Raw genomic sequence first — 26,535 nt, forward strand, 5'->3', positions numbered from 1 at the left:
CGTGTTGCGTCGTCGCCCACAGCTCGCGGAGGATGTCGCCGCCAGTATTCGCCAGCAGATCGTCACGGGTGCGCTCGAGCCAGGGACATTCGTGCGAATCGACGAGACGGCGGCGGAGTTGGGCGTCAGTGCCACTCCGGTACGGGAAGCACTCGTTTCGCTGCGCGGCGAAGGGCTCGTCGAGCAGGTGCCTCGACGCGGCTACCGCGTCGGTGAGCTCTCGCGCCAGGATGTGGACGACATCTTCTGGCTGCAGGGGACCATCGCCGGCACACTCGCCGGTCGGGCCGCTCGCAGCATCACACCCGAGCATCTGGATCGGCTGACCGCACTCAACGACGGTCTCCGTGACGCCGTGGCCCGCTCGGATACCGAATCGGTTGAGTACTACGAGTTCGAGTTCCATCGATTCGTGAACAAGATCGCAGGCGGAACCAAGTTGGCGTGGTTCCTCCTCGGTGCGGTCAGATACACGCCGCGGTTGTACGCGACCGACAAGCGATGGGGTGAAGATGCAGTGCGCAGTCACGAAGAACTGATCGAGGCCTTTGCGCGACGCGACGTCGAGGCCGCCGACGACGTGATGCGTCGACAGTTCCGGCAGTGGGACATCGGTGCGGAATCGACGCCGTCGTGACCGGCGATCCGGATTTTCTGCGCAAGTCCATGACCGGGCTCGAGTTACCTTGGAACCCGGTCGAGCAGAGACGGTTTGCGCTGTTGCTGCGCAGCGCGTCCCTGCTCAACCGGGTGTTGCCGCCCGTCGTGCGAGCATTTCCGTTCAACATCCTGCTGCGCGATGTCGAGCGTCTGATGCGTTCGGGTCGAGCACTGGTCTAGTACGAGCCTCAGCTCAGGTGATGCGGCTGCGGGTGCGACTTGTGCCCCTCGTCCGAACCCTCGTTGTCCTGATGACCGTTCGAGGTTCCCTGCACACCCGTCCCCGCCGGAACCATCGAGATGATCACCGACTTCGAGGTGGGGCAGTTGCTCTGCAGCGCAGTCGAATCCAACGGGATCAACGGATTGGTCTCGGGATAGTACGCAGCAGCCGATCCCCGCGGGGTGTCGTACTCGACGATGCGGAACGACGGCGCGCAGCGATCCACGTCGTCGTCGTCCCACTTGGTGACGAGATCGACCATGTCACCGTTGCGGAAACCGAGGGCCGAGATGTCCTCGCGGTGCACGAAGATGACGCGTCGGCCGTTCTCGATCCCACGGTACCGATCGCTGAGGCCGTAGATCGTGGTGTTGAACTGATCGTGGCTGCGCAGCGTCTGCAGGATCAGATGGCCCGGCGGAACCTGCAGCACATCGATCGGTGACACCGCGAATTCGCCTCGGCCACTCTTGGTCTCGAACGTCCGGCTGTCGCGGGGCGGGTGCGGAAGCACGAAGCCGCCGGGGCGTCGAACATTGACCTCGTAACCCTCGCAACCGGCGACGACGCGGGAGATGTGCTTGCGGATGTTGCGGTAGTCGTCGCGGAAGCCTCTCCAATCGAGACCGTAGCGGTCGCCGAGTGTCGCCTCTGCGATGCCGCTGACGATCGCGACCTCGGAACGAAGGAACTCGCTCGCGGGCTTCAACGGTCCGCGCGAGGAATGCACCGAGCACGTGGAGTCCTCGACCGAGATCCATTGCTCACCACTGGCTTGCACGTCCTTCTCGGTGCGGCCCAGGGTCGGCAGGATGATCGACGTCTCACCGCACACGAGGTGCGAGCGGTTGATCTTGGTGGAGATCTGCACCGTCATCCGCATCTTGCGCAGCGCCTCGAAGGTGACGTCACTGTCCGGTGTCGCCTGGACGAAGTTGCCGCCGAGTCCGAGGAAGAAATGTGCCTTGCCGTCGCGCATGGCCCGGATGGAATCGACGGTGTCCAAGCCGTGCTCGCGCGGCGGCTCGAAGTCGAATTCCGCGGCCATCGCGTCGAGGAACTTCACCGGAGGGCGTTCCCAGATACCCATCGTGCGGTCGCCCTGCACGTTCGAGTGGCCGCGCACCGGTAGCAGTCCGGCACCTGCTCGGCCGATGTTGCCCTGTGCGAACGCGAGATTGGTGACTTCCTTGATGGTCGCGACGGCATTGCGGTGCTGCGTCAGACCCATGGCCCAGCAGTAGACCGTGGCCCTGGAGTCGCGCAACATCTCGGCTGCCTCGGTGATCTGCGCAACCGACAATCCGGTCACCTCGGTGACGAGATCCCAGTCGACCTCGGCGACATGCGCCTTCCATGCCTCGAAGCCGACGGTGTAGTTGTCGAGGAATTCGTGATCGAGTGCATCCCACTTCACCAGCAGTGAGCCGATGGCCTGGAAGAGTGCGAGGTCGCCGTTGAGCTTGATCGGCAGGTGCAGATCCGACAGGTCCGTTCCCGGGCCAACCATGCCGCGCGGGGTCTGCGGGTTCTTGAAGTTGAGCAGACCCGCTTCGCGAAGTGGGTTGATGGACAGAATCTTTGCGCCGTTCTGCTTGGCCATCTCGAGGGCCGAGAGCATACGGGGATGATTGGTTCCGGGATTCTGACCGGCGAGGATGATCAGCTCGGCAGTGTGGACGTCGTCGAGCGTGACGCTGGCCTTGCCGATGCCGATGGACTCCTGCAGCGCGATGGACGTCGACTCGTGACACATGTTGGAACAGTCGGGCATGTTGTTCGTGCCGAACGCCCGGGCGAAGAGCTGATAGGTGAATGCGGACTCGTTCGAGGCGCGGCCCGAGGTGTAGAAGATGGCCTCGTCGGGACTCGCGAGAGACTTCAGTTCGTCGCCGATAAGGCGGAAAGCGTCGTCCCACTCGATGGGCTCGTAGTGGCTACCGCCGGGCAGCTTGATCATCGGGTGCGTGATCCGGCCCTGCTGGCCCAGCCAGTGCTCGGTGTGGCTGTCGAGTTCGGCAATGCTGTGCTGCGCGAAGAACTCCGGCGTCGCCCGCGTCGTGGTCGCTTCCTCGGCAACGGCCTTCGCGCCGTTCTCGCAGAATTCCGCCGCGTGTCGGTGGCCCGGATCGGGATCGGGCCACGCGCAGCTCATGCAGTCGAAACCCTCGGCCTGATTGAGCTTGAGCAGCGTCTGCGCGGTGCGCTTCGGGCCCATGTGGCCAAGCGCTCGCTTCATCGACACTGCGACGGCGACGGGGCCTGCCGCGTGGGTCTTCGGCTTTTCGATGTCGAGCTCGGCCTCGTCGACGTCGCTGTCGGTGCGTCTCATGCGGGTCCCTTCGTTGCGTTACCCCCGCACTCGACCATAGCCGTTGGCTCAGCCGGCGAGGAGCTTGGTCACCAGATCCACGTACTGCTGCTTCGCCGAATCCTGGCTCGTACCTTCGAGCTTCGCCCAGGCATCGAACTTCGCTCGGTTCACCATGTCCAGTCGTCCGGGCCGCTTACCCGACGCGTCACCGATCGAACCCTGCTTGTAGAGCGAGTACAGGCTCAGTAGGTCGTCGTTGCTCGGCTTGGACGTGAGCTTCTTGACGTCTACCTGCGCGTCGGCGAACGACTGGTCGAGATCGGACATGAAGAACTCCTTCGGTTAGAGGTGGTGTCATCCTCGCACGGAGGCCTCGGAGATCAGCCGAATGCAGTGCGCCACGAGGGCTTCGCGGGTGACGGTGAGCGTGCCGTCGAGATAGCCGATGAACAGGGCCGTCAACGCCCCGACGGTTCCGACGGCGATCAGCTGTCGATCGTCGGTGTCGGGCAGTTGGGAGTGCACCAGCTCGACGAAGCCGGGCAGGAGATCGAGACCGCGTCGGCTCAGTGCCGGTTCGGCCAACGGCGCGATGAGCAGCACCCGTCCCGTTCGCGGTTCGTCGATGATGAGTTCGACGAATGCGCGCACCGGCGCGGCGATGGTGTCCTCGGCAGTGCTCGCCTGCATCACGGCGTCGAGCAAAGCGCCCTGCGCTCTGGTGCCGACCCACGCGTACACCGCGCGGACGAAGGCGTCGCGGTCGGCGAAGCTCTCGTAGAAGTACCGCTCGGTCAGGCCGGCGGTACGGCAGACGGCCCGCACGTTGACGGCCGGACCGTCCGGCGAGCCGAGGAGCTCGACCCCGGCCGCGAGCAACGCGTCGTAGCGCTTGGATCTGCGTTCCTCCAACTGTTGACTACGCATGTTGTCAACCCTAGTCTGACAACATGCGTAGTCAGCCTGATCGACCCGTCCCGCTCGGTCCGGATTCGCTCACCTGGAGGTATTTCGGAGACTGGCGCGGGATGCTGCAGGGCGTCTGGGCAGGGTCGATGCAGAACATGCACCCAGGGCTCGGAGCCGGGGTGGAGCAACACTCCACGTTCTTCGACGAGCGCTGGCAGCGGCTGTACCGGTCCCTGTACCCCATCGGTGGGGTCGTGTTCGACGGCGATCGGGCCGAGGAGACCGCACTGCAGGTCCGCGGCTATCACACGAACATCAAGGGAATCGACTCCAAGGGCCGCAAGTACCACGCGCTCGATCCCGACACGTTCTACTGGGCGCACGCCACCTTCTTCATGGGCACGGTGCTCACCGCAGACCACTTCATGGGCGGGCTGACCGAGGCTCAGAAGGTGCAGCTGTTCGACGAGCACGTGCAGTGGTATCGCCTCTACGGCATGAGCATGCGGTCGGTGCCTGCCACCTGGCCGGAGTTCCAGCAGTACTGGGATCACATGTGCCGACACGTGTTGGAGGACAACATGGCCGCCCGCGGGGTGTTGGACCTGTCGAAGCTGGGACCACCGCCGTATGCGGCCTGGCTGCCCGAGCCGCTCTGGGCCGTGTTCCGGCGTCCGGCGGCGAAGTTGTTCGTCTGGATCACCGTCGGGCTCTACGACGAGCCGGTACGCACGCTCCTCGGCTACAGCTGGTCCGAGCGGGACGAGAAGCGCCTGGCGCTGTTCGGCAAGGCGGTGAACTTCGTGTTCGGGTTGGTGCCACCACGACGGCGACTGCATCCGCGGGGCCGCGCGGGATGGGATCGTGTCAAGGGCCGAACCCCGAGAACGGCACCGTTGGTGCACACACCGGCCCGCAATCTGCCGCCCGTGGAGCGGCGATCGGACCCCTCGCACTACAGCCCCAAGGTGTAGATCGGCGCGCTCGGGGTACAACGCCGGTATGCACAGAGTCAGAACCGGAAGCGGAACCCCGATCGTCCTCGTCCACGGGCTCGGGTCCTCTCACGGAAACTGGGACCCGATCGTCCCCGCCCTCGCCAAACATCGTGAGGTCATCGCCCTCGACCTGCCCGGGTTCGGAAAGACTCCGCCGCTGCCCGAGGTCTCCATCGCGTCGTTGACCGACGCGTTGCGGGAATTTCTCGACAACGAAGGTCTCTCCGACGCCGATCTCGTCGGAAGCTCGATGGGTGCGCGCATGGTCGTCGAACTGGCCCGCCGCGGTCACCGAGGCTCGATGGTGGCGCTCGATCCCGGCGGGTTCTGGAACGACCGGCAGGTCAAGATCTTCGGAGCCACGATCACCGCGTCGTTGGCACTGATGAAGAACGTGCAGCCGCTCGTGCCGTTCCTGGCCGGTAACCCGGTCACCAGAACTGCTGCACTGGCGCAGTTCTCGGCCGCGCCCTGGAAACTTCCGAGTGGGCTGGTCGAGCAGGAGCTGAAGGGTTTCTCCACCAAGACATCACCTTCGCTCGACGCCGCACGCAAGGCGCTGATCCACGGGCCGAAGCAACAGGGTTCCCCGAAAGGTTCCCTGCAGGGCTCGCTGCTCATCGGCTGGGGCCGTCAGGACAAGGTCACCACACCCAGCCAGGCCACAGTGGCGTTGGAGCGATTCCCCGACGCCACCCTGCACTGGTTCGACAAATGCGGACACTTCCCGCACTGGGATCAGCCGACCGAGACCGCGCGAGTCATCCTGCGGGGAACGGGTCGCTGACGCTCCCATGTGCGCGGAACCTCGTAGCAGGAGTCGAGTTTTCGCTCACCTGCGTCAGCCGTTCCACCAAGGCCGCAGGGGGACGTCGGCCTGTCCCTTCGGTCCGAGTTTGACGGCCAGAACTTGGTGCAGCTGAACCACATTGCGCTCGAAGCCCAGACGAGACCCGGCCATGTACAGGCCCCAGACGCGGGCTGTTCCCTCACCGGCTTCGGCCACACAGGCGTCCCAGTTCTCGACGAGGTTCCGGCACCAGCCGGCCAGCGTCAGGGCGTAGTGCTCGCGCAGGTTCTCCTCGTGCCTAACCTCGAGTCCGACGTCCTGGATCTCGGTGATGATGCGGCCCGAGCCGGTGAGTTCGCCGTCGGGGAAGACGTACCGGTCGATGAAGCTGCCGGCCTTGGCGTGCGCGCGATTGTCCGGCCGGGTGATCGAGTGGTTGAGCAGCCGGCCGCCGTCGCGCAGCTTTGACTGGATGAACGTGAAGTACGACGGGTAGTTGTGCACGCCGATGTGCTCGGTCAGTCCGATGGATGAGATGGCGTCGAAGTTGGTCTCGGGGACGTCGCGATAGTCCGAGAAGCGCACCTCGGCCAACTCTGACAGGCCCTCGTCGGCAATGGCCTGCTGTGCCCACGACGCCTGCTCCTGGGAGAGCGTCACACCGATCACCTTCACTCCGCGGCGGGCGGCGTAGCGCACCATCGAGCCCCAACCGCAGCCGATGTCGAGCAGGCGATCACCCGGTTGCAGGCCGAGCTTGTCGAACACCAAGCGATACTTGTTCTCCTGTGCGGCTTCCAGCGACTGATCGGCGCTCTCGAACGCCGCGCAGGTGTACGTCATGGAGGGGCCGAGTACCTTCTCGTAGAAGGCATTGGACACGTCGTAGTGATGGTGGATCGCTTCGGCATCGCGAGTCTTGGAGTGACGCAGACCTTCTGCGATGCGACGCCACCTCGGGATTGCTTCCTGGGGTGGGGGAGCGATGGGCCGCAACACATCCCAGCCGAGCGAACGGGCAATCGATGTCAGTGTCATCGCAGAGGGGCGACGAAAGTGCAGCTCGTCGCCCATCAGCGCCAGCAGCTCGTAGGGGTCGCCCGGATGGACTCCCGTTGCTTCGAGATCGCCCGAGACGTACGCGCGCGCCATGCCGAGATCGCCGGGAGCGGTTGCGAGATAGGTGGTTCCGCGGGGGCTCTTGAGGTTGAGGCCGATTCTCGCGTCCTCGGGTCCTGCGGTGCTGCCGTCGTAGGCGGTGAAGCGCAGTGGGATGTTGCCGTCGGAGATCAGTTCGAGAATCTCGGAGATCTTGAGCTTCTGGGCACCGTTCACCGTGCGATTGCCGGAGTCCTTGAACGTCGTCATCTGCGTTGCACCGCCTTCGAGTACAAATCCAACAATCGGGATTCGGGATCGTATTTCTTCTTCAACACTTCGTATCGATCGCCGCCGTACAGAACGGCGAATTCATGTTCGGTGTAATAAGCGTCCGAGTACAGCGATTTATGCCCGTCGAACTCGGTGACCTTCTTCTCGATGGCGCGGTTCGCGGCACCCTCTGGTTCGCCTGCAACGATCGGGACCGAAGACCAGAAGCCGATGTTGACGTAGGTGCGTTTCGGTTCGAGTGGATACAGCGGCCACGGCCTGGCCGGATTCGCGCCCGGTGCTGCGGGCTCACGAAGACGCAACGGGCACAACCACAACGGCTCGATCGGGATGTTGTCGAGGAACCACGCCACGAAGCCTGCGGTGTGCTCGATCGGAACCTCGACATCCTGCACGACGCGTTCGCGCGGCGGATTTCCTTTGCGTTTCTCGAGTCGGTCGCCGATGTCGTACTTACGATCGAGGCCGATCAGTTTCCAGTAGAAGCTACTGCGCCGGTACTTGCGCGGCCAGAACCGTCGGATTCTCGGGTTCTGTGTTCCGAACGCTCGGGAGCACCAGAACCAATCGGTGTCCCAGCGCCACAGGTAGTCGTGAATGGTGAGGCGGTCGGTCTTGGGTGTATCCGACGCGTGCTGGATCGATCGGTAGAAGATGTCGGCACCGGTGTAGTCGCTGACCGGTCCCGGTTCGTCGGTCTGGACGCCGAGGGTGAGGTAGCTTTCGTCGGCGCTGAACACCACACCGTCGAGGTACTGGACCTCGATGCCGTCGTACTCGCGCTCGTCGACGACGCGGTCCATCGTGGACTGCAAGGTGTCGAGATCGTGAAATCGCAGGTGGCGCAACGCGACATACGGCAACACGGGTTCGAGCTGGATCTTCAGCCGAGTGGAGTAGCCGAGGGTTCCGTACGAGTTGGGAAAGCCCCAGTAGAGATCCGCGTGTTCGCCCTCCGGTGTTGCGGTGACGATCTCGCCGCTGCCGGTGAGGACATCGATCTCGAGCACCGATTCGTGGGGGAGTCCGCTACGAAACGACGTGGACTCGATGCCGAGTCCGGTGACGGCTCCGCCGAGGGTGATCGTCTTGAGCTGCGGGACGACGAGGGGTGCCAGGCCGTAGGGAAGCGTCGCGTCGACCAGGTCCTCGTAGGTGCACATTCCGGCGACATCTGCTGTGCGCGAGGCGGGATCGACGGTGATGACCTTGCTCAGGCCCGACACGTCGAGCCCCGGTGTGGTGGTGGTCGTCCTGGCCCGGAACAGGTTGGACGTCTTCTTCGCCAGACGCACCGTCGCATCGGCGGGAATTGCGCGATAGCTGCGAAGCAGCTGCTCGACACCCGACCGGTGCGCTGCGTAACCGCTCTCCCTCGGTTCTGGCCGTCGTCCGAGAAGAGCATTCACTGAAGCCACACTCAGACGCTATATCTCGTACCGCGTGGTATCCACCGGCATCGGCGTCCGACCGGTGAAACTTCACGCAACTGTTGCCGAATCTCCGCGGAGAATCGGAGTAAATCGGACAAATGGTTGCGTCATGCATGTGTTTTGCGGGATGAGATTTATGTGTGTGAAGCACATCACACACCGTCCGGCGGGATGCCTGCCGCGCGTGCGCGGCGAGGCAGTATGGACGCACATCCCGTTCGCTATCGAAGGAGAACGTTTCCGTGGCTCAGGTCAGTGCATCCAGTTCCGCCACCATCGCCACCACACCGGATCGAGTGCTCGCTGCGCTCGCCGACTACGAGACGGTGCGCCCACGCATCCTCCCCGAGCAGTACCGCGACTACGAGGTGGTCCAGGGCGGGCAAGGAGACGGAACCGTGGCCACGTGGACCCTGCAGGCCACCGAGAAGCGAGTGCGCAACGTCGCCGCGACCGTCACCGTCGCCGGATCGATTATCACCGAACGCGACGCCAATTCCTCCATGGTCACCACGTGGTCGGTCGCACCGGACGGCGCGGGCACCACGGTCACCACGACGACGGAATGGAAGGGCGCAGGCGGCATCGGCGGATTCTTCGAGAAGACCTTCGCACCGCTGGGACTGAAGAAGATCCAGGCCGTGACGCTGGAGAACCTGCGCCGCGAGTTGATCTAGGCCTGCTCGAAGTCGGGGGCCTCGATGAGCTCGAGTGTTCCGACGACCACGGTGCGCATCGACCACAGGAACATCCCGTCGGGTCCACGGTCGACCGTGTCGTAGGCCCCCGGCAGTGTGTCCAGGTCGGTGCGCGCCGCGATCGCGTCGTCGTACTCACGATCGCGTCGAGCAGAGTTGTAGACCATCTCGGCCAAGGCCAGCGCATGCTCGCAGACGGTGATGACAGCCCACGTCGCCTGCTTCGGAGTGAGGTCGTATCGAGTTCGATAGCGCGTCTGCACCGAGTCGGCCATACGGATGGCGTCGATCGAGCTGGGAGTCAGGCCGATCAGATACTCCGCGATACCCGGGTTGGAGTGAACCAGCTCGCGCATCGCGGACGCGAGGGCCAGCAACGCGTCGTGCATCGATTCGTCGCCACCGGGAAGCGGAGGCGACCACCTGCGCAGAATCTCCTCCGCCACGAGGGCCTTGAGTGAACAAAGATCGTCGATGTTGTTGTAGATCGCGACGATCGACACGCCCAGGCTTTCGGCCACCGACTTGACCGACACCTTCGGCAGCGTCAGCGCAATACCCGCCTCGGCCATGGTCTGAGGCGTCACCCGACGCTTGCGAGGGGAGGGGCTCGCAGGCTGATCCATTCCGCAAGACTACGTGCGCTCAGTACTGACAGATGTTCAGGCGCGGGGCTCTAGAATCGCATCGTGTCCTTCTCTTCTGCACTACCCGCGACCGACAGGGATCGGACGCTGGTCGAACTGGCCAGCCAGACAATCGATTCGTCGACGGATGCGGGACCTGATGAGGACGGCATCCACACGATGGGTGCGGCGGTGAGAGTGGCGGACGGCCGAACCTTCGCCGGGGTGAATCTCTATCACTTCACCGGTGGCCCGTGCGCAGAGACAGTCGCGCTTGCCGCGGCTCGGGCGGCCGGTGCGACCGAGCCGACTCACCTCGTGGCGGTCGGCAACCACGGGCGCGGGGTGAAGAGTCCGTGCGGCAAGGATCGTCAGATCTTCGCCGACCTCTATCCCCTGATGCGGGTCATCATCGATTCGCCCGACGGCCTCGTCAGCGTTCTTGCCGGCGAACTGCTCCCCGCCGGATACGACCATCGCGCGGAGCAACGCTGATCCTCGTTACCGAGGGCGAACCGTGCGGCATCGCCGGAAGGCACTGCGCTGAGTGTCCACCATTCGTCACCGCAGGCGCGATCCCGTGTCTGCCGCGAAATTGTGGACACTCAGGTCGGTAGGTCGATTCGACGCGCAGTGAATCACAGCGATCCAAGGTGCGGCTACGCTGGTGTTCGCTTCGACCCACGCGAGAGGACGACACAGTGCAACCCGGTGAACAGCCCGACATGGCATCGATCCTGCAGCAGGCCCAGCAGATGCAGCAGCAGCTGATGGCGGCGCAGGCCGAGATCGCGGAAACCGAAGTGACCGGCCAGGCGGGCGGTGGCCTCGTGGTCGCCACCGTCAAGGGAACCGGTGAGGTGGTCGGACTGACCATCGACCCCAAGGTCGTAGACCCGAGCGACGTCGAGACTCTGCAGGACCTGGTGATCGGCGCGATCGCCGATGCGTCTCGCGCGGCTCAGGCCGTCGCGAGCGAGAAGATGGGCCCCCTCGCTGGTGGTCTCGGAGGCATGCCCGGCCTTCCCGGGTTCTGAGCGGTGTACGAAGGTCCCGTACAGGATCTGATCGACGAACTCGGCAAGTTTCCCGGAGTCGGTCCGAAGAGCGCTCAGCGCATAGCTTTTCACCTCCTGGGCGTCGAACCTCCCGAGGTGGATCGGCTCATGCGCGCGCTGCAGCGCATTCGCGACGGTGTGCAGTTCTGCATCGTCTGCGGCACGGTCTCGGACAAGGAACTATGTCGAATCTGCGCGGACTCACGTCGTGACAGATCGATGATCTGCGTCGTCGAAGAGCCCAAAGATGTCCAGGCCGTGGAACGTACACGAGAGTTCAAGGGCCGCTACCACGTACTCGGCGGAGCGCTCGACCCACTGAACGGAGTGGGGCCGGATCAGCTCCGAATCCGAGAGTTGTTGACCCGCGTCGGAACCCAGGACGACGGCGTCGACGTCACCGAAGTCATCATCGCCACCGACCCCAACACCGAGGGCGAAGCCACTGCCACGTATCTGGTCCGCATGATGCGTGACTTCCCCGGCCTGGCCATCACTCGCCTCGCCTCTGGCCTGCCCATGGGCGGAGACCTCGAATTCGCTGATGAGTTGACGTTGGGGCGCGCGTTGACGGGGCGTCGGCGCATGTAGAGCGGCTTCGCCGCACGTGCACGAAACCTCGTAGCAGGGGTCGAGTTTCCACTCACGACCCGGAGTTGTGCACACCCTGTGGATAGATTCTGACGTGGGCGCTGGAGACCGGCCATCCTGAGGTCCATGAGGACAAGACCAGCGGGTACCTGGCAGCGATTATTGGACGAGCAGCACGGAATCATCACCACGAAACAGATGCATGCTTTCGGCGTCAACAAGGATTCGATCAACCACTACGTGGAAACCGGGCAGTGGCTGAGAGTGTTTCGTGGAGTCGTCTCGGTGACCAATGGGCCGCTGACTCGTGAGATGCAATTATCTGCAGCGCTGCTGTACGCAGGGCGGGGAGCGTTGCTCGGTCACACCACCGCCGCGGAGGAATGGGGGTGGGTTCGGCCTGCGGCAGGCCCGGTTCACGTCACCGTTCCGTACGGATGCTCGGCCACCAGCAAGCCGCCGACGATGAGGCACGCCAAGCAGAACTTCACCTCGGAAAGCAACGAACAAATCCATCCCGGGGTAGTGGTCCACCGTTCCCGAGCCATGGGACACATCGGTGTCGAGACGAATCCGGCTCGAACGAGCACCGTCGATACGGTCCTCGATCTCGTTGTCGCAGAGCCGACGTCGAGGCAAGCGACGACCACATTGGTCTCGGCGATGTCTTCGGGTGGCGTGAACGTCGCAGCCATGACGAGCAAGGTCGAAGTCCGGCGACCGATGCGCTACCTCAAACCGATTTTGCACACGCTGGCTCTCATGCGCGACGGAGTCCATTCTGCACTCGAACACCGTTATGTACTCGACGTCGAGCAGGCACACGGTCTGCCGGTCGGGCAGCGGCAGGCCCCGGTATTCGTTGACGGCCGACAGCTTTTCGAGGACATTCGCTATCAGATCTGCGACCTCATCGTCAGGCTGGACGGCCAGGCCTTCCACTCTGCCAAGCAGCGGCGATTTCGCGATCGCAGGCGTGACAATGCCGCGGAGCTGAGGAACCTGCCGCGGTTGATGTACGGCTGGCGCGAAGTGACCGACGACCCGTGCGGTGTGTACCGCGAGGTCCGCGAGGTGCTGGTCAGAGAGGGTTGGGACGACGCGTCGTACCCGTGCGAACGTTGCGCCTTGTGAGTGGAAATTCGTAGCGGGCTACGAGTTTTCATTCACGTACGGCGCAGCCGCTCTTTACGTAACTGCGCAACCTCGGCAAGCTCGAGGGGAGCGAGAGTGGTGCCCAATGCCCGCTCCAACAAGTAGTCCGCCAATTCCGGGTTCCGGGCGAGTACCGGGCCGTGCATGTACGTGCCGATCACAGAACCCTGCACGACGCCTTCGCGTCCGTCGCCGACACCGTTGCCGACACCGTGGGTGACCTTGGCCAACGGCGACGCATCCAGGCCGAGAGTCGTTCCGCCGCGGTGGTTCTCGAAACCGGTGAGCTTCTGAGTGAGTCCTTCGAGCGCGGGTTCGGTGACGACTTCACCGATCGAACGCGTCGCCTGCGGTGCGGTGGTGACGTCGAAGAGCGAGATGCCGTCGACGCGTTCGCCTGCGGAGGTCTCGTACCAGTGGCCGAGGACCTGGATCGCGGCGCAGATGGCCAGCACGGGCGCTCCGCGAGCAGCGGCGTTCTGTAGTCCGGGGTATCGGGTGAGGTGACGCGTCGCCAGGCGCTGCGCCGAATCCTCGGCTCCACCAAGGGTGTATACGTCGAGTGAATCGGGAACCGGATCGCTGAGGGTGATCTGCACGACCTCGGCGTCGATGTCTCGCATCCGAAGCCGCTGCCGCAGAATGAGCGCGTTGCCGTTGTCGCCATAGGTGCCCATCACGTCGGGCAGGACCAGACCGATGCGGACGGTGGACTCAGACATCTTTCACCTCACGTGCCAGCGCGCGCCCGAGATCGCGGAACGCGGTGTAGTTGGCGAGCACTTCGACGCGGCCCGGCGGACAGGACGCGATGGCCTGCAACGGATCTGCGATGGTGGTGTGCTGCGAACCCGCGTAGAGCAGGCGAACTCCGAGGTCGGTTGCACGTTCGCCGGCGGCGACGACGGCCACGTTCTCGAAATGCTCGAAGCGGACGTCCCACAACCACGACAGGTCTTCGCCGTCGGGAACCTGACCGTTGACGGCGATGACGAGCCCGTCGCAGGTGGGGTCGATCATCGACAGCGCCTCCTGCCAGCCGGCAGGGTTTTTCGCGAGAAGCATTCTGACGGAATGAGATCCGTACTGGATGGTGGAGTAGCGTCCGGCTACTTCGTCGACGCTCGACGCGGCGGCGACGGCACCTTCCGCGCTCGCGCCGAGGGTCACTGCGGCGGCCACGGCCTGAGCTGCGTTGCCGCGGTTGGCTTTACCTGGCAGTGACAACGTCATCGGCAGGACGAGTCCGTCGGGCCCGTAGAGATTCTCGTCGTCGAGCCACCAGTCCGGCGTCGGGCGCTTGAAGTCGCTGCCGGTGCTGTACCAGTGCTCGCCCTCCCACAGGATGGGTTCGCCCGTGCGCGGGCAGCTGACCGAATCGCCGGCCCATCCGCCGCCGGCCGCGACCCAGACGACGTTCGGTGCGTCGAATGCTGCCGACGTGACGAGGACGTCGTCGCAGTTGGCGATGACGACGGTCTCGGGATGCCGGGCCAGTCCGGCGCGCAGCTTGCGTTCGATCATGTTGATCTCGCCCACGCGGTCGAGCTGATCGCGACTGAGGTTGAGCAACACGATAGCCGCCGGTTCCACCTCGTCGGAGACATGGGGGACGTGCAGTTCGTCGACCTCGAGAGCAGCCAGTTCGGCATCGAAGTGAGCGTGCAGGGCCGCGACGATGCCGGCATCCATGTTCGCACCGTCGGCCTGGGTGGCGACGTCACCGAGGGTGGCAAGGGCAGCGGCCGTCATACGCGTGGTGGTGGATTTGCCGTTGGTGCCGGTGACGATGACGGTTCGTCGTCCGCGACCGAGCCCGCCGAGGATGTTCGGATCGATCTTCAGGGCGACGAGTCCGCCGATCATCGAGCCCTTGCCCCGACCCGCCTTGCGAGACGCCCAGGTCGCCAGCTCCGCCGCGCGCAGTGCCACACGGCCACGTGCACCGATACGTCTGCGCTCACCCACTTCAACCATCCGCCGAGTCTGGCACAGAAGAGCGTGCAGTTTCACGTCGGCGGTTTCTACCCCTCGGTCATTCCGCAGGCTCCACTCCCGCTACCCCCGGGTCGTTCCGCAGGCTCCACTCCCGCTACCCCCGGGTCGTTCCGCAGGCTCCACTCCCGCGACCCCCGGGTCGTTCCGCAGGCTCCACTCCCGCGACCCCCGGGTCGTTCCGCAGGCTCCACTCCCGCCTCTCACACCGGTGCTTTCTCCCGAACTTCGACCGAACGTCGCACGGCCATGCCGCCGAGGCATCCGCCGATCACGACGACGCCACCGATCAGTGCGAGCACGGACGGGTTCTCGCCCAGGAATATCCAGGCACCGGCGATTCCGACAACGGGAACGAGCAGTGAGAACGGCGCGACCAGTCCGGCGGGGTTGCGGCTCATCAGGATGCTCCAGAGACCGCTGCCGATGATGGTGGCGGGAATCACGATGTAGGCCAACGCGACCAACCCTGGCCAGCCTTGCGGACCGAACGACTCCGTCAGCGCATGCCAGCCGGTGCTCGGGCCCTCGAAGATCGCGGACAGCGCCAGCATCGGCAGCGGCGGAACGACGGTCATCCACAGCATCAGCGTCATCGGCGAATCGGACTTGGCGAGTCGGTTTCCCAGATTGCCGAACGCCCAGCCGAGGCCGGCGAGGAGGGTGAGGATCACCGGAAGCAGGGAGGCGTTCTGAGCGCGGTCCCATCCGATCAGGACCATGCCGAGGACGGCGACCGCGATGCCGATCGCCTGTCTGCGAGAGACGTGTTCGCGCAGCAGAACAGCGCCGAGCACAACGGTGAACGGGGCGGACGATTGCAGCACGAGTGACGCCAATCCGGTGGGCATGCCTGCTGCCATCGCCGCGAACAGGAAGGCGAATTGCAGAAATCCGAACCCGAAGCCGTAGAGCAGCAACCACTTCAGCGGCACTTTCGGCCTCGGGACGAACAGGACGACCGGGATGGCGATGACCAGGAAGCGCAATGCGCCGAAGAAGAACGGCGGAAAATGATCGAGTCCGACGCGAATGGCGAGGAAGTTCAGTCCCCACAGCACGGCGACGGTCAATCCGAGGAGGCGGTCGCGAGTGGTCATGGCGTCCATCGTGTCCGCTGCGAATGATCAGCACAATCGAATATATCCGCATCAACAGTTAAGATTTACTGCATGAACGTGGAGCGGCTACGGATCCTCGCGGAACTCGCCGACCGCGGAACTGTCGCAGCGGTGGCCGACGCGATGTCGACGACCCCTTCGGCGGTATCCCAGCAACTCAAGCTGCTGGCCAGGGAAGCGGGTGTGACGCTCCTCGAACCGGACGGTCGCCGGCTCCGACTGACCGATGCCGGACGCGCTCTAGTGCTGCGTACCGACGAGGTGCTCGCTGCGGTCGGCCGCGCTAGAGCCGAGATGGATCGGTACCGTGCGTCCCCGCGGGGACGCGTCCGAGTCGCGCTGTTCCCGTCCGGTGCTGCTCTGCTGCTGCCCGGGGTGCTGACGCGGTTGGGTAACTCGGACGTCGACATCGAGGCACGCGACGAGGACCTGCCTGCATCCTCGGTGCCGGAACTGTTGGCCGACTACGACGTGGTGCTCACCCACCGCGACGAGCGGGCCCCGTCGACCGCAGGCCCGCGCATCGAAGTGACGACCCTGATGCGCGAGCCCATCGATCTGGTGCTCCCGCCCGATCACGGCCTGGCGCAACACGAATCGATAGACCTCAGGGACCTGGTCGACGAACGATGGATCAGTGTCCGCGGCGGATTCCCGGTCGACGACGTGCTGCTCTCGGTAGCCGCGGCCACCGGCGTCGAACCCCGAGTGGTTCAGCGCGTGAACGATTTTCGCGTCACCGAGGTGTTGGTGGCGGCCGGTCACGGCGTGGCACTGATGCCGCGGTACGCCGTGGTGCATCCCGGTCTGGTGCGTCGAGAGTTATCGGGTGTTCGGGCCGGGCGCATCTACGAACTTGCGACCAGGCCCGACGCTCGACGCCTACCGGCGATCGCGGCCGTGCTCGACGCGTTCCGGGCGGAGGCAGACCTCAGGACAGAGCTTTGGCCTTCAGCGTCCTGAACTCGTCCTGATCGATGGTTCCGTTGTCCAGCAACGTCTTTGCGTGTGCGATCTCCTCCGATGCGGACCGACCGGCCACTTCTTTGATGTAGTTCTCCTGCTGGTCCTTGGCGTGCTGCAGGGCGGCAACCTGACGCTCGGCCATGTTGCCGCCGTTCACGATGAGGTAGATCAGCGCGGTGAAGAACGGCGCGATGATGAGGAAGAGCACCCACGCGGCTTTCACGAGCCCGGATGCTTTGTGGTTTCGGAAGAGGTCTCCGATGATCGACAGCATCACCATGAGGTAAGCCACGAATGCGAAACCGACGATGAGAAGCCAGAGAAAATCCCAGAAAGAATCCATGGCGAACTTCCATTCCCTAAAGTGCCCCGACGGCAGGTTCATTGTCGCACGCGGCGTACCAGCTGAGCGTCGATAAACAGCGAAAAGCCGCCCATTCGTGATGATATGGGCGGCTTCGCGTCGAGCAGAGAATCTACTTCAGTGCACGGTTCACGGCCGAGACCACGGCACGCAGTGACGCGGTGGTGATCGACGTCGCGATGCCGACGCCCCAGACGGTGGTGGCGACACCGGCAGGAGAGGTGACCGAGGCCTCGACGTAGGCCGCGGCCTGGGCGTCGTCGCCGGCGGACATGGCGTGCTCGGAGTAGTCGAGGACGCTGACGTCGTATCCGATGGTGGACAGTGCGTCGACGAACGAGGCGAGGGGGCCGTTGCCGGATCCGGAGATCTCCTGCTCCACGCCGTCGACCTTGACCGTCGCGGTGATCGTGTCGGTGCCACCGTCGTGCTCGGCCGCGATGACCGACTGCTTGATGCGCTCGAGGGGGCGGATCGGGGTCAGGTACTCCTCGGCGAAGACGTCCCACATCTCCTTGGGCGAGACCTCGCCGCCCTCACCGTCGGTGATGCGCTGGACGGCCTGGGAGAACTCGATCTGGAGTCGACGCGGCAGGTTCAGGCCGTGATCGGACTTCATGATGTACGCGACGCCGCCCTTGCCGGACTGCGAGTTGACGCGAATGACGGCCTCGTAGGTGCGACCGACGTCCTTCGGGTCGACGGGCAGATACGGGACCTGCCAGGTGACGTCTCCGATGTCCGAACCCTGTTCGTCCGCAGTGACTTTCATCGCGTCCAGGCCCTTGTTGATGGCGTCCTGGTGGCTGCCGGAGAAGGCGGTGTAGACCAAGTCGCCGCCGTAGGGGTGACGCTCGGCGACGGGAAGTTGGTTGCAGTACTCCACGGTTCGACGGACCTCGTCGATGTTGGAGAAGTCGATCTGCGGATCGACACCGCGGGTGAACAGGTTCAACCCGAGCGTGACCAGGCAGACGTTGCCGGTGCGCTCGCCGTTGCCGAACAGGCAGCCCTCGATGCGATCCGCACCGGCCTGGTAGCCGAGTTCTGCTGCGGCAACACCGGTTCCGCGGTCGTTGTGCGGGTGCAGTGACAGTACGATGCTGTCGCGCCGATCGAGGTTGCGGCTCATCCACTCGATCGAGTCGGCATAGACGTTGGGTGTCGCCATCTCGACTGTCGCAGGCAGATTCAGGATCAGCGGCTTGGCGGGAGTGGGATCGATGATCGCGGTGACCGCGTCGCACACCTCTTTGGCGTAGGACAGTTCGGTGCCGGTGTAGGACTCGGGGGAGTACTCGTAGCGCCAGTCGGTATCGGGGAACTTGGATGCTTCTTCGAGGACCTTGCGGGCACCGTCGGTGGCGATCTTCTTGATGACGTCACGCTCGGCCCGGAACACCACTCGGCGCTGCAGGATGGACGTCGAGTTGTAGAAGTGCACGATGACGCTGCGGGCACCCTCGCACGCGACGAAGGTGCGCTCGATCAGCTCGGGACGGCACTGCGTCAGCACCTGGATGGTGACGTCGTCGGGGATCGCGCCGTCCTCGATGATCTCGCGGACGAAGTCGAAGTCGGTCTGGCTGGCCGACGGGAAGCCGACCTCGATCTGCTTGTAGCCCATGCGAACCAGCAGGTCGAACATGCGGCGCTTGCGGGCCGGGCTCATCGGATCGATCAGCGCCTGGTTGCCGTCGCGCAGATCGACGGCGCACCACTGCGGCGTCCGGTCGATGATCTTGTCCGGCCACGTGCGGTCGGGAAGGGTGACGTGCTCGACCTCCTCGGCGAACGGCCGGTAACGGTAGGTCGGCATCGAGGAGTTCTTCTGGGTGTTCCAGGCGGGCTGGTCGCTTGGTGCGGGCCGCGAGGGCGGGGTGATGGTGCGAGTTCCCGAGGTGAATGCGTCGGCTGGTGACATGGTCTTCGTCTCTCCGTACAGATCAGAGCAATGTGTTCGACCGGCGCAACGAACCCCGCGACGGGAAGCCAGTCTGGTCTCAGACCCCGTCGCGGCTGTTAAGAAGGAGAGCTCGCAGCATGGGCTGAGTGTACTACCGCGCGCCGACCGCCTACCCCAGGGTTGACGAGTGGAATTCTGCAGTTGCTGCATCGACTCTGCGTTGCCAGTGCCCGATGTCATTCATTCGTCCGACGTCGGTGATCGTCCAGCAGTGCGCGAGGAGTTCGTACCCGAGGCAATCGACCTCGGCATGCTGCGACCACACCCGATGAGCCCACCGCCGATCGTTGTGTGCGGCCTCGGCACCGGCCAACGCGGACCCGACCAGCTCGAACTGGACGTCGCGCCGGGCGGTGAGAGCGCTCGATCCGGCCACGTCCTCGGTGCGCAACACCGTCAGCAGATCGGCGCTGAGCGTCAGGACTCGGCCGTCGGACCACTGCAATGCGCGCCTGAACGCCCCGGGAAGCAGCAGCCACAGCGCAGCGAAGGCCAGAGCGACGCCCACCGTGGTTTCCACGATCCGGTCCACGACGATGTCCTCCAGCACAGCTCCCGGATGTGTCAGTGTCCCCATCAGCAGGGCGAGCGGAGTGATGAACGTGACGGCCAACCCGTAGTTGCGCGCCACCGACACCTCGATCGCGAACTGCAACACCATCAACACCACGATGACGGCCAGACCGGTCAGCGGCGAGAGGAAGATGGCGGAGAACAGGGCCACCCCCGCGAGGGTTCCGCCGAGCCGCTGCAGGCCGCGATAGGTGCCGTGCACCCGGTCGGGACCCTGTTGCAGCACCAGGACGGCACCGAGGATCGCCCAGTCCGGTCGGCTCAGATCCAGCGCGACGCTGATCCCGCCTGCCGCCGCTGCCGCGCAGAAGACCCTGATCGCCGTGGACGATGCGTGTGAATCCCGGTGCAGCGAGCGCCGCAACCGGTAGGCGATGCTCGGCCTCGCCAGCGGCAGCTGATCCGGCACCGAGTCGACTGCCTGGTCGGCATCCATGCCTCGAGAGTTAGTGGCCGCGAACGCCCGATGGGCGTCGAACAGCCTCTGCACCAGCACCGGCCTCGACGACAACCGTGCAGCACCGGCGTCGTACACGGCGGCCCAGGCTGCGTGCAGACGCGCGGCCGCGACGTGACGATCGGCGGCAGACGGCGTCGGCGAGCTCGTGTATTTCTCGATCGCGCCCACCGCGGCTCCGACGGCCTCGCGCTCGGGTCCTCGCGGATCCCACAGCACCCCGGACATCGACACCAGCAGCGCCGACGCGACGCCGATCGCCGCGCAGACCGCTCCGTGAACGGCGCCGATGCCGGCCCCGGGGATGTACGACGACACCGCGCACACCAGCACGAAGAAGAACGCACCCGGCGGTCCGAGTCGCAGCGCAGCGATGACGTAGACCGCCACGAGAGCCAGGAGCGAGAGCAGGGTCACCGGGATCATCTGCGCCCATCCGGTACTCCCGAGATCGAGCGCCACCTGCCCGGCCGTCGCCCCGAGCCACACCGACGCCACCAGTGCGCCGCCCGCGGTCAGGACGACCCACCAACGCGAACGATAGGGACGCCCCTCGCCGTAGATGACGGCGAAACTGCCCGAGACCACCAGCAGGGCCTCGGTGTGGAACCCGAGAACCCACGCCGCGATCGCGGGGATACCGAACGCCAGAGCCGAGCGCAGTCCACCCGGCCAGCGACGGCCGACGGCAGGGAGCCCGAAGAGCACCCGCAGACCTCGCGGGGGTGGGGGTGGGCGGTGCTCGGGAAGGGTCACCCGAACATGTTAGGTCAGGTGTATCCGCAGGCGAACCGCCCTAAAGTCCCAGCTCGGAGCTACCCGGGCCACTGCTCGGGGCATTCGCTCGGTAGGGTTACCCCGGAACAATCGCCCGATTGTCGGCTATCCAGCGGAGGTAAACAGGCGTGGCTCTCATCGTCCAGAAGTACGGTGGATCGTCGGTGGGAACCGCCGAACGTATCCGACGCGTCGCTGAACGAATCGTCGAGACCAAGAAGGCAGGCAACGACGTCGTCGTGGTCGTGTCGGCCATGGGCGACACCACCGACGAACTACTCGACCTGGCCCAGCAGGTGTGCCCGGCCCCGCCGGCCCGCGAGATGGACATGCTGCTCACCTCGGGTGAACGCATCTCCAACGCGCTGGTCGCGATGGCCATCCACTCGCTCGGTGCCGAGGCCCGGTCGTTCACCGGCTCCCAGGCAGGCGTCGTCACCACCAGCGTGCACGGCAACGCCAAGATCATCGACGTCACCCCCGGCCGCGTGCGCAGCGCACTCGACGAGGGCTCGATCGTTCTCGTCGCCGGCTTCCAGGGCGTCAGCCAGGACAGCAAGGACGTCACGACGCTCGGTCGCGGTGGATCGGACACGACCGCCGTCGCGCTGGCCGCAGCGCTGAACGCCGACGTCTGCGAGATCTACACCGACGTCGACGGCATCTTCACCGCCGACCCGCGCATCGTGCCCAACGCCCGTCACCTCGAGACCGTCTCGTTCGAGGAAATGCTCGAAATGGCGGCCTGCGGCGCAAAGGTGCTGATGTTGCGCTGCGTCGAATATGCCCGTCGCTACAACGTTCCCGTTCACGTGCGCTCGTCGTACACCACGAAACCCGGAACGATCGTCTCCGGATCTATGGAGGACATTCCAGTGGAAGAAGCAATTCTCACCGGCGTCGCACACGATCGCAGCGAGGCGAAGGTCACCGTCGTCGGTTTGCCCGACACCCCCGGCTACGCCGCCAAAGTGTTTCGCGCCGTGGCAGATTCCGAGATCAACATCGACATGGTGTTGCAGAACGTGTCCAAGATCGACACCGGCAAGACCGACATCACCTTCACCTGCCCCAAGGCCGACGGCCCGACGGCAGTGGAGAAGCTCACCAAGCTCCAGGCCGAGATCGGCTTCGCTCAGGTGCTCTACGACGACCACATCGGCAAGGTCTCCCTCGTCGGTGCAGGCATGAAGAGCCACCCCGGCGTCACCGCGACGTTCTGTGAGGCCCTCGCCGACGCCGGCATCAACATCGACCTGATCAGCACCTCGGAGATCCGTATCTCGGTGCTGTGCAGTGACACTCAGCTCGACGAAGCAGTACGCGCGCTGCACGCCGCCTTCGATCTGGGCGGCGACGAAGAAGCCGTCGTACACGCAGGGACAGGACGATAGACGATGACCACAGTTGCAGTCGTAGGAGCCACCGGCCAGGTCGGTGCCGTCATGCGAACCCTGTTGGAGGAGCGTAACTTCCCCGCCGACACCGTTCGATTCTTCGCCTCCGCCAGGTCCGCGGGCAAGAAGCTGCCGTTCCGCGGCGAGGAGATCGTCGTCGAGGACGCCTCCACCGCAGACCTCGCCGGAATCGACATCGCACTGTTCTCCGCGGGTGCAACTCTCTCGCGTGAGCAGGCACCGCGTTTCGCCGCAGCAGGTGCCACCGTTATCGACAACTCCTCGGCGTTCCGCAAGGACTCGGACGTGCCGCTGGTGGTCAGCGAGGTCAACCCCGAGGACGCGAAGAACCCGCCCCGCGGCATCATCGCCAACCCCAACTGCACCACCATGGCCGCGATGCCGGTGCTCAAGGTGTTGCACGACGAAGCAGGCCTGCAGCGCCTGATCGTCTCGAGCTACCAGGCCGTGTCCGGCAGCGGACTCGCCGGTGTCGAGGAGCTCGCCACCCAGGCGCGCGCCGTCATCGGCGACGTCGAAAAGCTGGTGCACGACGGTTCGTCGGTGGATTTCCCGGCCCCGAACAAGTACGTCGCGCCCATCGCCTTCAACGTCCTGCCGCTGGCCGGTGCGTTGGTGGACGACGGATCCGGCGAAACCGACGAGGACCAGAAGCTGCGCAACGAATCGCGCAAGATCCTCGGCCTGCCGGACCTGCTGGTCAGCGGCACCTGCGTCCGCGTGCCCGTGTTCACCGGTCACTCGCTGTCGATCAATGCCGAATTCGCCAACCCGCTCTCGGTGGAACGCGCTCGTGAGCTGCTCGCCTCCGCCCCGGGCGTCTCTCTGGTCGACGTGCCGACGCCGTTGCAGGCCGCAGGCGCGGACGATTCCCTCGTCGGCCGGATCCGCCAGGACCCGGGTGTTCCCGAGGGCCGCGGATTGGCACTGTTCGTCTCGGGCGACAACCTGCGTAAGGGCGCGGCGCTCAACACGATTCAGATCGCCGAGCTGCTGGTCTGACGCCGTGCGCGTTGTGCGTCCCCAGGGGTACGCACAACGCGCACGACGATCAGTTCAGGCGGTGACCCTCGGCGGAGGCGTCGAAGATGTGTGCGTGCGCGTCGTCGATACGGACGTGGACGCGGTCACCCTTCTCGGGTGGGCTGCGCCAATCGGCCCGTGCGACGATGGTCTCGGTGCGGCCGTTGATGTCCGCACGGCCGAACACGAAGGCCTCGGAGCCGAGTTCCTCGACCACGTCGATCTCCAGAGCGATTCCGCTGCTCGCGATCTCGATGTGCTCGGGCCTGATGCCGAACATCACCTCGGTGGCCGAGCCGAGAGTTTGTCGCGGCACCGGTATCACCTGATCGGCCAGGCGAACGCCGCCGTCGGTGACCGGGACGCGGAACAGATTCATCGACGGTGAGCCCATGAACCCGGCGACGAACGCATTGACCGGCTTCCGGTACAGCTCGCGCGGGGTGGCGCACTGCTGCAGCACACCACCTTTCAGGACGGCGACGCGATCGCCCATCGTCATGGCCTCGACCTGATCGTGGGTGACGTAGACCGTCGTCGTCCCGAGCCGTCGCTGCAACTGCGCGATCTGGGTGCGCGTTTGGACTCGCAGTTTGGCGTCGAGATTGCTCAGGGGCTCGTCCATCAGGAACACCTGGGGTTGGCGAACGATGGCGCGGCCCATGGCAACTCGCTGCCGCTGCCCGCCGGAGAGCGCCTTGGGCTTGCGATCGAGATACGGCTCGAGGTCGAGTAGCTTCGCGGCCTCCTCGACGCGAGTGCGAATGTCGTCCTTGTTCGCCTTTGCCAACTTCAGAGCGAAGCCCATGTTCTCCGCGACGGTCATGTGCGGATACAGCGCATAGTTCTGGAACACCATCGCGATGTCGCGATCCTTGGGTTCGGAGTGGGTGACGTCCTTGCCGCCGATGAGGATGCGACCGGAATTGACCTCTTCGAGCCCCGCGAGCATCCGCAGCGACGTCGACTTTCCGCAACCCGACGGGCCGACCAGAACGAGGAATTCACCGTCCTCGATGTGCAGGTCGAGCTCGTCCACCGCGGGGGCGTCTGAGCCCGGAAACAGCCTGGTGGTGCGCTCGAAAGTAATCGTTGCCATGACAGATAGATCCCTCCACCGGCAGGAACGTGCCGGACGATCCGAGTGTGGGGTGACGGCGGGAGCCGACGGGCACATAGTATGGCCCCAATCACAACAAGGAGAGAGGTGGCTCGGTGAGCGGATCTGTGTCCAGGCGAACCGCCCTTCGAGGGCTCGCCGTCGCCGCAGTAGCCGCTGGTGCCGCTGCACTCCCGGTGGCGTCGACGACGCGCCGCGCGATGGCCGACGACTTCCTTCGTGGCCAGAGCCCCCTGCTGTTCCACTCACCGCCCCTCACGCCGTTCCGGGACGAGCTGCCCAGGTTGCCGCTGACCAGCGGTACCGAGGTGACGTTGGACGCGCACAGCTCCACCCACGTGTTCCACGCCGATCTGCGACCCGCGCCCACCTTCGGATACGGCCAGTGCGACTACCTCGGACCGACCATCGAGTCGCAGACCGGCCAGCCCTGGACACTGAAGTACTCCAACACAACCGCAGGCAACCCGCTCGCCGCCGACATCGACACCTCGCTGCACGGCATGAGCGAGATGGACCGCACGATGACACCGACGGCGCTGCACCTGCACGGGGCCGTCACCGAACCGGCGAGCGACGGGCACTCCGAGATGCTGGTGCGCCCGGGAGAGTCGATGACGCACAACTTCTCGGGGCTCAACGACGCCGCGGGACTCTGGTACCACGATCACGCGATGTCGATGACGCGCATCAACGTGTACGCGGGCCTGCTCGGCATGAACCTCGTGCGGGACCGTTGGGACACTGGTACGTCCGACAATGTGCTGGGTCTGCCGTCGGGTGAGTTCGAGCTGCCGTTGGTGCTGCAGGAAAAGATCATGAATCCCGACGGCAGCATGAGTATCCGTTCCAACATCACTGTGCCGCAGGGTAAATGGGAGGGCGGCGGCACCGGAGACGTGGGCGTCGTCAACGGCAAGATCTGGCCGACGATGGAAGTCGCCAGGGGAATGTACCGACTGCGCGTCGTCAACGCAGGGTCGTACAGCGTGTGGAACCTGTTCTTCACCAACAGACTTCGATTCTGGGTCATCGGGAACGACGGGGGATTGCTCGACGCTCCGGTGGAAGCCACCAGCATCCGACTCGCCCCGGCCGAGCGCGCCGACATCCTCGTCGATTTCGGTGCCGTGGAGCCGGGCGCACTGATCGAGCTGCTCAACGACGAGCCACCACCCGCTCAGGCGGCATCGCTCGGTGCGGTCCCGATGCCGATGTTCTGCCAGTTCCGCGTCGCGTCCGCGGCGGGGTTCCGGGGCGGCGTGCCGACGCTGCTGCGCGGTGGCAAGGGGCAGCCGGATGTGTTGCCGCCGTTGCCGACCGCGACATTCACGCGAACGGTCACCGTCAACCAGCCGTCCGGTGGGCACAACCTGGACATGACGCTGATGAACCTGAACAACCTGAGGTACTCGGACCCGGACATCGAGATGCCCAAGCAGGGGACCGTGGAGATGTGGAACATCGTCAACACGACGGTGGAGCCGCACCCGATTCACCTGCACCTGGCCCACTTCCGGACGCTGGGACGCATCCCGATCGACCTCGCCGCCTACCAACGTGATTTCCCCAGGCCCACATTCGGTACCCGATGGGCTCCGCCGGTGGAGAAGTTCCTCACCGGTCCGTCGGTGCCCCCGGCGGCGTGGGAAGCCGGGTGGAAGGACACCGTCAACACCTACCCGGGCACCGTCACGCAGATCCTCGTTGGATTCCCGACGGCCGACGAGCTCGGGTTCGACCCCGACGCCACCTTCGCCGGGCCGGCCGCGCACCACGGCGGCGAGCACGGTGGACACGACATGGGTGGGGGCGGCGAACTGCAGGGGTACATGTGGCACTGCCACATGCTCGATCACGAGGACCACGAAATGATGCTCAGGTACCGCACCGTCGCTCCGTGACAAA

The 26,535-nt window shown here is 65.0% G+C and carries 26 protein-coding genes; 13 read left to right on the forward strand and 13 right to left on the reverse strand.

Annotated features, from left to right (window positions below):
* Nucleotide 1 precedes the first annotated feature (1 nt).
* Together CH291_RS12385 and CH291_RS12390 are read left to right on the forward strand one after the other, a co-directional pair.
* A complete protein-coding gene (locus CH291_RS12385; RefSeq protein ID WP_256980826.1) occupies nucleotides 2–637 on the forward strand; it encodes a GntR family transcriptional regulator in 636 nt (211 codons plus the stop codon).
* The gene (locus CH291_RS12390) at nucleotides 634–840 is read left to right on the forward strand and encodes a hypothetical protein (protein ID WP_094687619.1); all 207 of its coding nucleotides are present in this window, start codon (nucleotides 634–636) and stop codon (nucleotides 838–840) included. Before CH291_RS12385 ends, CH291_RS12390 begins: the two co-directional genes overlap by 4 nt.
* Before the next feature lie 8 nt (nucleotides 841–848).
* Here the strand turns inward: CH291_RS12390 and CH291_RS12395 are convergent, their stop codons facing one another.
* The 3 genes from CH291_RS12395 to CH291_RS12405 are packed head-to-tail and all read right to left on the reverse strand — an operon-like array spanning nucleotide 849 to nucleotide 4,124.
* Nucleotides 849–3,215 carry an FdhF/YdeP family oxidoreductase gene (locus tag CH291_RS12395; RefSeq protein WP_094687620.1) on the reverse strand — a complete coding sequence of 789 codons (2,367 nt, stop codon included), beginning with the start codon at nucleotides 3,213–3,215 and terminating at the stop codon, nucleotides 849–851.
* A 48-nt stretch (nucleotides 3,216–3,263) separates the two neighbouring features.
* Complete coding sequence (locus CH291_RS12400; protein WP_032379982.1) at nucleotides 3,264–3,524, reverse strand: acyl-CoA-binding protein; 261 nt, start codon at nucleotides 3,522–3,524, stop codon at nucleotides 3,264–3,266.
* Nucleotides 3,525–3,551: 27 nt separating this feature from the next.
* A complete protein-coding gene (locus CH291_RS12405; RefSeq protein ID WP_094638731.1) occupies nucleotides 3,552–4,124 on the reverse strand; it encodes a TetR/AcrR family transcriptional regulator in 573 nt (190 codons plus the stop codon).
* Between the two features lie 23 nt (nucleotides 4,125–4,147).
* On the opposite strand from CH291_RS12405, the gene CH291_RS12410 reads away from it, so the two are divergent.
* Together CH291_RS12410 and CH291_RS12415 are read left to right on the forward strand one after the other, a co-directional pair.
* Entirely contained in the window at nucleotides 4,148–5,080 is a 933-nt protein-coding gene (locus tag CH291_RS12410) for an oxygenase MpaB family protein (RefSeq protein ID WP_094687621.1), read from the forward strand.
* A 28-nt stretch (nucleotides 5,081–5,108) separates the two neighbouring features.
* Nucleotides 5,109–5,891 carry an alpha/beta fold hydrolase gene (locus CH291_RS12415; protein ID WP_094687622.1) on the forward strand — a complete coding sequence of 261 codons (783 nt, stop codon included), beginning with the start codon at nucleotides 5,109–5,111 and terminating at the stop codon, nucleotides 5,889–5,891.
* A 54-nt stretch (nucleotides 5,892–5,945) separates the two neighbouring features.
* Here CH291_RS12415 and CH291_RS12420 read toward each other — a convergent pair whose 3' ends face one another.
* Complete coding sequence (locus tag CH291_RS12420; protein ID WP_094638728.1) at nucleotides 5,946–7,262, reverse strand: class I SAM-dependent methyltransferase; 1,317 nt, start codon at nucleotides 7,260–7,262, stop codon at nucleotides 5,946–5,948.
* A complete protein-coding gene (locus tag CH291_RS12425; RefSeq protein ID WP_179276523.1) occupies nucleotides 7,259–8,704 on the reverse strand; it encodes an FAD-binding oxidoreductase in 1,446 nt (481 codons plus the stop codon). Before CH291_RS12425 ends, CH291_RS12420 begins: the two co-directional genes overlap by 4 nt.
* Nucleotides 8,705–8,961: 257 nt before the next feature.
* On the opposite strand from CH291_RS12425, the gene CH291_RS12430 reads away from it, so the two are divergent.
* A complete protein-coding gene (locus CH291_RS12430; protein ID WP_094687623.1) occupies nucleotides 8,962–9,396 on the forward strand; it encodes an SRPBCC family protein in 435 nt (144 codons plus the stop codon).
* Here CH291_RS12430 and CH291_RS12435 read toward each other — a convergent pair.
* Nucleotides 9,393–10,043: a hypothetical protein gene (locus tag CH291_RS12435; protein ID WP_143545921.1), complete on the reverse strand. Its 651-nt coding sequence runs from the start codon at nucleotides 10,041–10,043 to the stop codon at nucleotides 9,393–9,395. The genes CH291_RS12430 and CH291_RS12435 overlap by 4 nt on opposite strands.
* 63 nt (nucleotides 10,044–10,106) lie before the next feature.
* On the opposite strand from CH291_RS12435, the gene CH291_RS12440 reads away from it, so the two are divergent.
* The 4 genes from CH291_RS12440 to CH291_RS12455 all read left to right on the forward strand — a co-directional run bounded on the left by CH291_RS12440 (nucleotide 10,107) and on the right by CH291_RS12455 (nucleotide 12,826).
* Nucleotides 10,107–10,538 carry a hypothetical protein gene (locus CH291_RS12440; RefSeq protein ID WP_218829028.1) on the forward strand — a complete coding sequence of 144 codons (432 nt, stop codon included), beginning with the start codon at nucleotides 10,107–10,109 and terminating at the stop codon, nucleotides 10,536–10,538.
* Nucleotides 10,539–10,744: 206 nt separating this feature from the next.
* The gene (locus tag CH291_RS12445; protein ID WP_094638725.1) at nucleotides 10,745–11,080 is read left to right on the forward strand and encodes a YbaB/EbfC family nucleoid-associated protein; all 336 of its coding nucleotides are present in this window, start codon (nucleotides 10,745–10,747) and stop codon (nucleotides 11,078–11,080) included.
* Nucleotides 11,081–11,083: 3 nt separating this feature from the next.
* Nucleotides 11,084–11,692, forward strand: coding sequence for a recombination mediator RecR (gene recR / locus CH291_RS12450; protein WP_032379989.1), 609 nt, complete (start codon nucleotides 11,084–11,086; stop codon nucleotides 11,690–11,692).
* 126 nt (nucleotides 11,693–11,818) lie between these two features.
* The gene (locus tag CH291_RS12455) at nucleotides 11,819–12,826 is read left to right on the forward strand and encodes a type IV toxin-antitoxin system AbiEi family antitoxin domain-containing protein (RefSeq protein WP_094687626.1); all 1,008 of its coding nucleotides are present in this window, start codon (nucleotides 11,819–11,821) and stop codon (nucleotides 12,824–12,826) included.
* A 32-nt stretch (nucleotides 12,827–12,858) separates the two neighbouring features.
* Here CH291_RS12455 and CH291_RS12460 read toward each other — a convergent pair whose 3' ends face one another.
* The 3 genes from CH291_RS12460 to CH291_RS12470 all read right to left on the reverse strand — a co-directional run bounded on the left by CH291_RS12460 (nucleotide 12,859) and on the right by CH291_RS12470 (nucleotide 15,942).
* Nucleotides 12,859–13,569, reverse strand: a complete 711-nt coding sequence (locus CH291_RS12460; protein ID WP_094687627.1) for a type 1 glutamine amidotransferase — start codon at nucleotides 13,567–13,569, stop codon at nucleotides 12,859–12,861.
* Entirely contained in the window at nucleotides 13,562–14,824 is a 1,263-nt protein-coding gene (locus CH291_RS12465; protein ID WP_094687746.1) for a Mur ligase family protein, read from the reverse strand. The genes CH291_RS12460 and CH291_RS12465 overlap by 8 nt, the downstream gene beginning before the upstream one ends.
* Nucleotides 14,825–15,045: 221 nt before the next feature.
* The gene (locus CH291_RS12470; protein ID WP_094638953.1) at nucleotides 15,046–15,942 is read right to left on the reverse strand and encodes an EamA family transporter; all 897 of its coding nucleotides are present in this window, start codon (nucleotides 15,940–15,942) and stop codon (nucleotides 15,046–15,048) included.
* A gap of 72 nt (nucleotides 15,943–16,014) precedes the next feature.
* Between CH291_RS12470 and CH291_RS12475 the strand changes: the two genes are divergently transcribed.
* Entirely contained in the window at nucleotides 16,015–16,926 is a 912-nt protein-coding gene (locus CH291_RS12475; RefSeq protein WP_094687628.1) for a LysR family transcriptional regulator, read from the forward strand.
* Here the strand turns inward: CH291_RS12475 and CH291_RS12480 are convergent.
* From CH291_RS12480 to CH291_RS12490, 3 genes are all read right to left on the reverse strand, one after another.
* Complete coding sequence (locus CH291_RS12480; protein ID WP_094638721.1) at nucleotides 16,895–17,272, reverse strand: SHOCT domain-containing protein; 378 nt, start codon at nucleotides 17,270–17,272, stop codon at nucleotides 16,895–16,897. The two genes, CH291_RS12475 and CH291_RS12480, sit on opposite strands and share 32 nt — an antisense overlap.
* A 133-nt stretch (nucleotides 17,273–17,405) precedes the next feature.
* Nucleotides 17,406–19,217 carry a 2-isopropylmalate synthase gene (leuA, locus tag CH291_RS12485; protein ID WP_094687629.1) on the reverse strand — a complete coding sequence of 604 codons (1,812 nt, stop codon included), beginning with the start codon at nucleotides 19,215–19,217 and terminating at the stop codon, nucleotides 17,406–17,408.
* 151 nt (nucleotides 19,218–19,368) lie between these two features.
* Complete coding sequence (locus CH291_RS12490; RefSeq protein ID WP_143545922.1) at nucleotides 19,369–21,045, reverse strand: FUSC family protein; 1,677 nt, start codon at nucleotides 21,043–21,045, stop codon at nucleotides 19,369–19,371.
* 149 nt (nucleotides 21,046–21,194) lie between these two features.
* Between CH291_RS12490 and CH291_RS12495 the strand changes: the two genes are divergently transcribed.
* Together CH291_RS12495 and CH291_RS12500 are read left to right on the forward strand one after the other, a co-directional pair.
* The gene (locus CH291_RS12495) at nucleotides 21,195–22,460 is read left to right on the forward strand and encodes an aspartate kinase (RefSeq protein ID WP_094678190.1); all 1,266 of its coding nucleotides are present in this window, start codon (nucleotides 21,195–21,197) and stop codon (nucleotides 22,458–22,460) included.
* 3 nt (nucleotides 22,461–22,463) lie between these two features.
* A complete protein-coding gene (locus CH291_RS12500) occupies nucleotides 22,464–23,486 on the forward strand; it encodes an aspartate-semialdehyde dehydrogenase (protein ID WP_068054019.1) in 1,023 nt (340 codons plus the stop codon).
* Between the two features lie 49 nt (nucleotides 23,487–23,535).
* Here the strand turns inward: CH291_RS12500 and CH291_RS12505 are convergent, their stop codons facing one another.
* Nucleotides 23,536–24,606 carry an ABC transporter ATP-binding protein gene (locus CH291_RS12505; RefSeq protein ID WP_094670568.1) on the reverse strand — a complete coding sequence of 357 codons (1,071 nt, stop codon included), beginning with the start codon at nucleotides 24,604–24,606 and terminating at the stop codon, nucleotides 23,536–23,538.
* A gap of 116 nt (nucleotides 24,607–24,722) precedes the next feature.
* Between CH291_RS12505 and CH291_RS12510 the strand changes: the two genes are divergently transcribed.
* Entirely contained in the window at nucleotides 24,723–26,531 is a 1,809-nt protein-coding gene (locus CH291_RS12510) for a multicopper oxidase family protein (RefSeq protein ID WP_094687631.1), read from the forward strand.
* Nucleotides 26,532–26,535 lie beyond the last annotated feature (4 nt).

The sequence above is a fragment of the Rhodococcus sp. 14-1411-2a genome (genome assembly GCF_002259485.1).
Classification (GTDB): domain Bacteria; phylum Actinomycetota; class Actinomycetes; order Mycobacteriales; family Mycobacteriaceae; genus Rhodococcoides.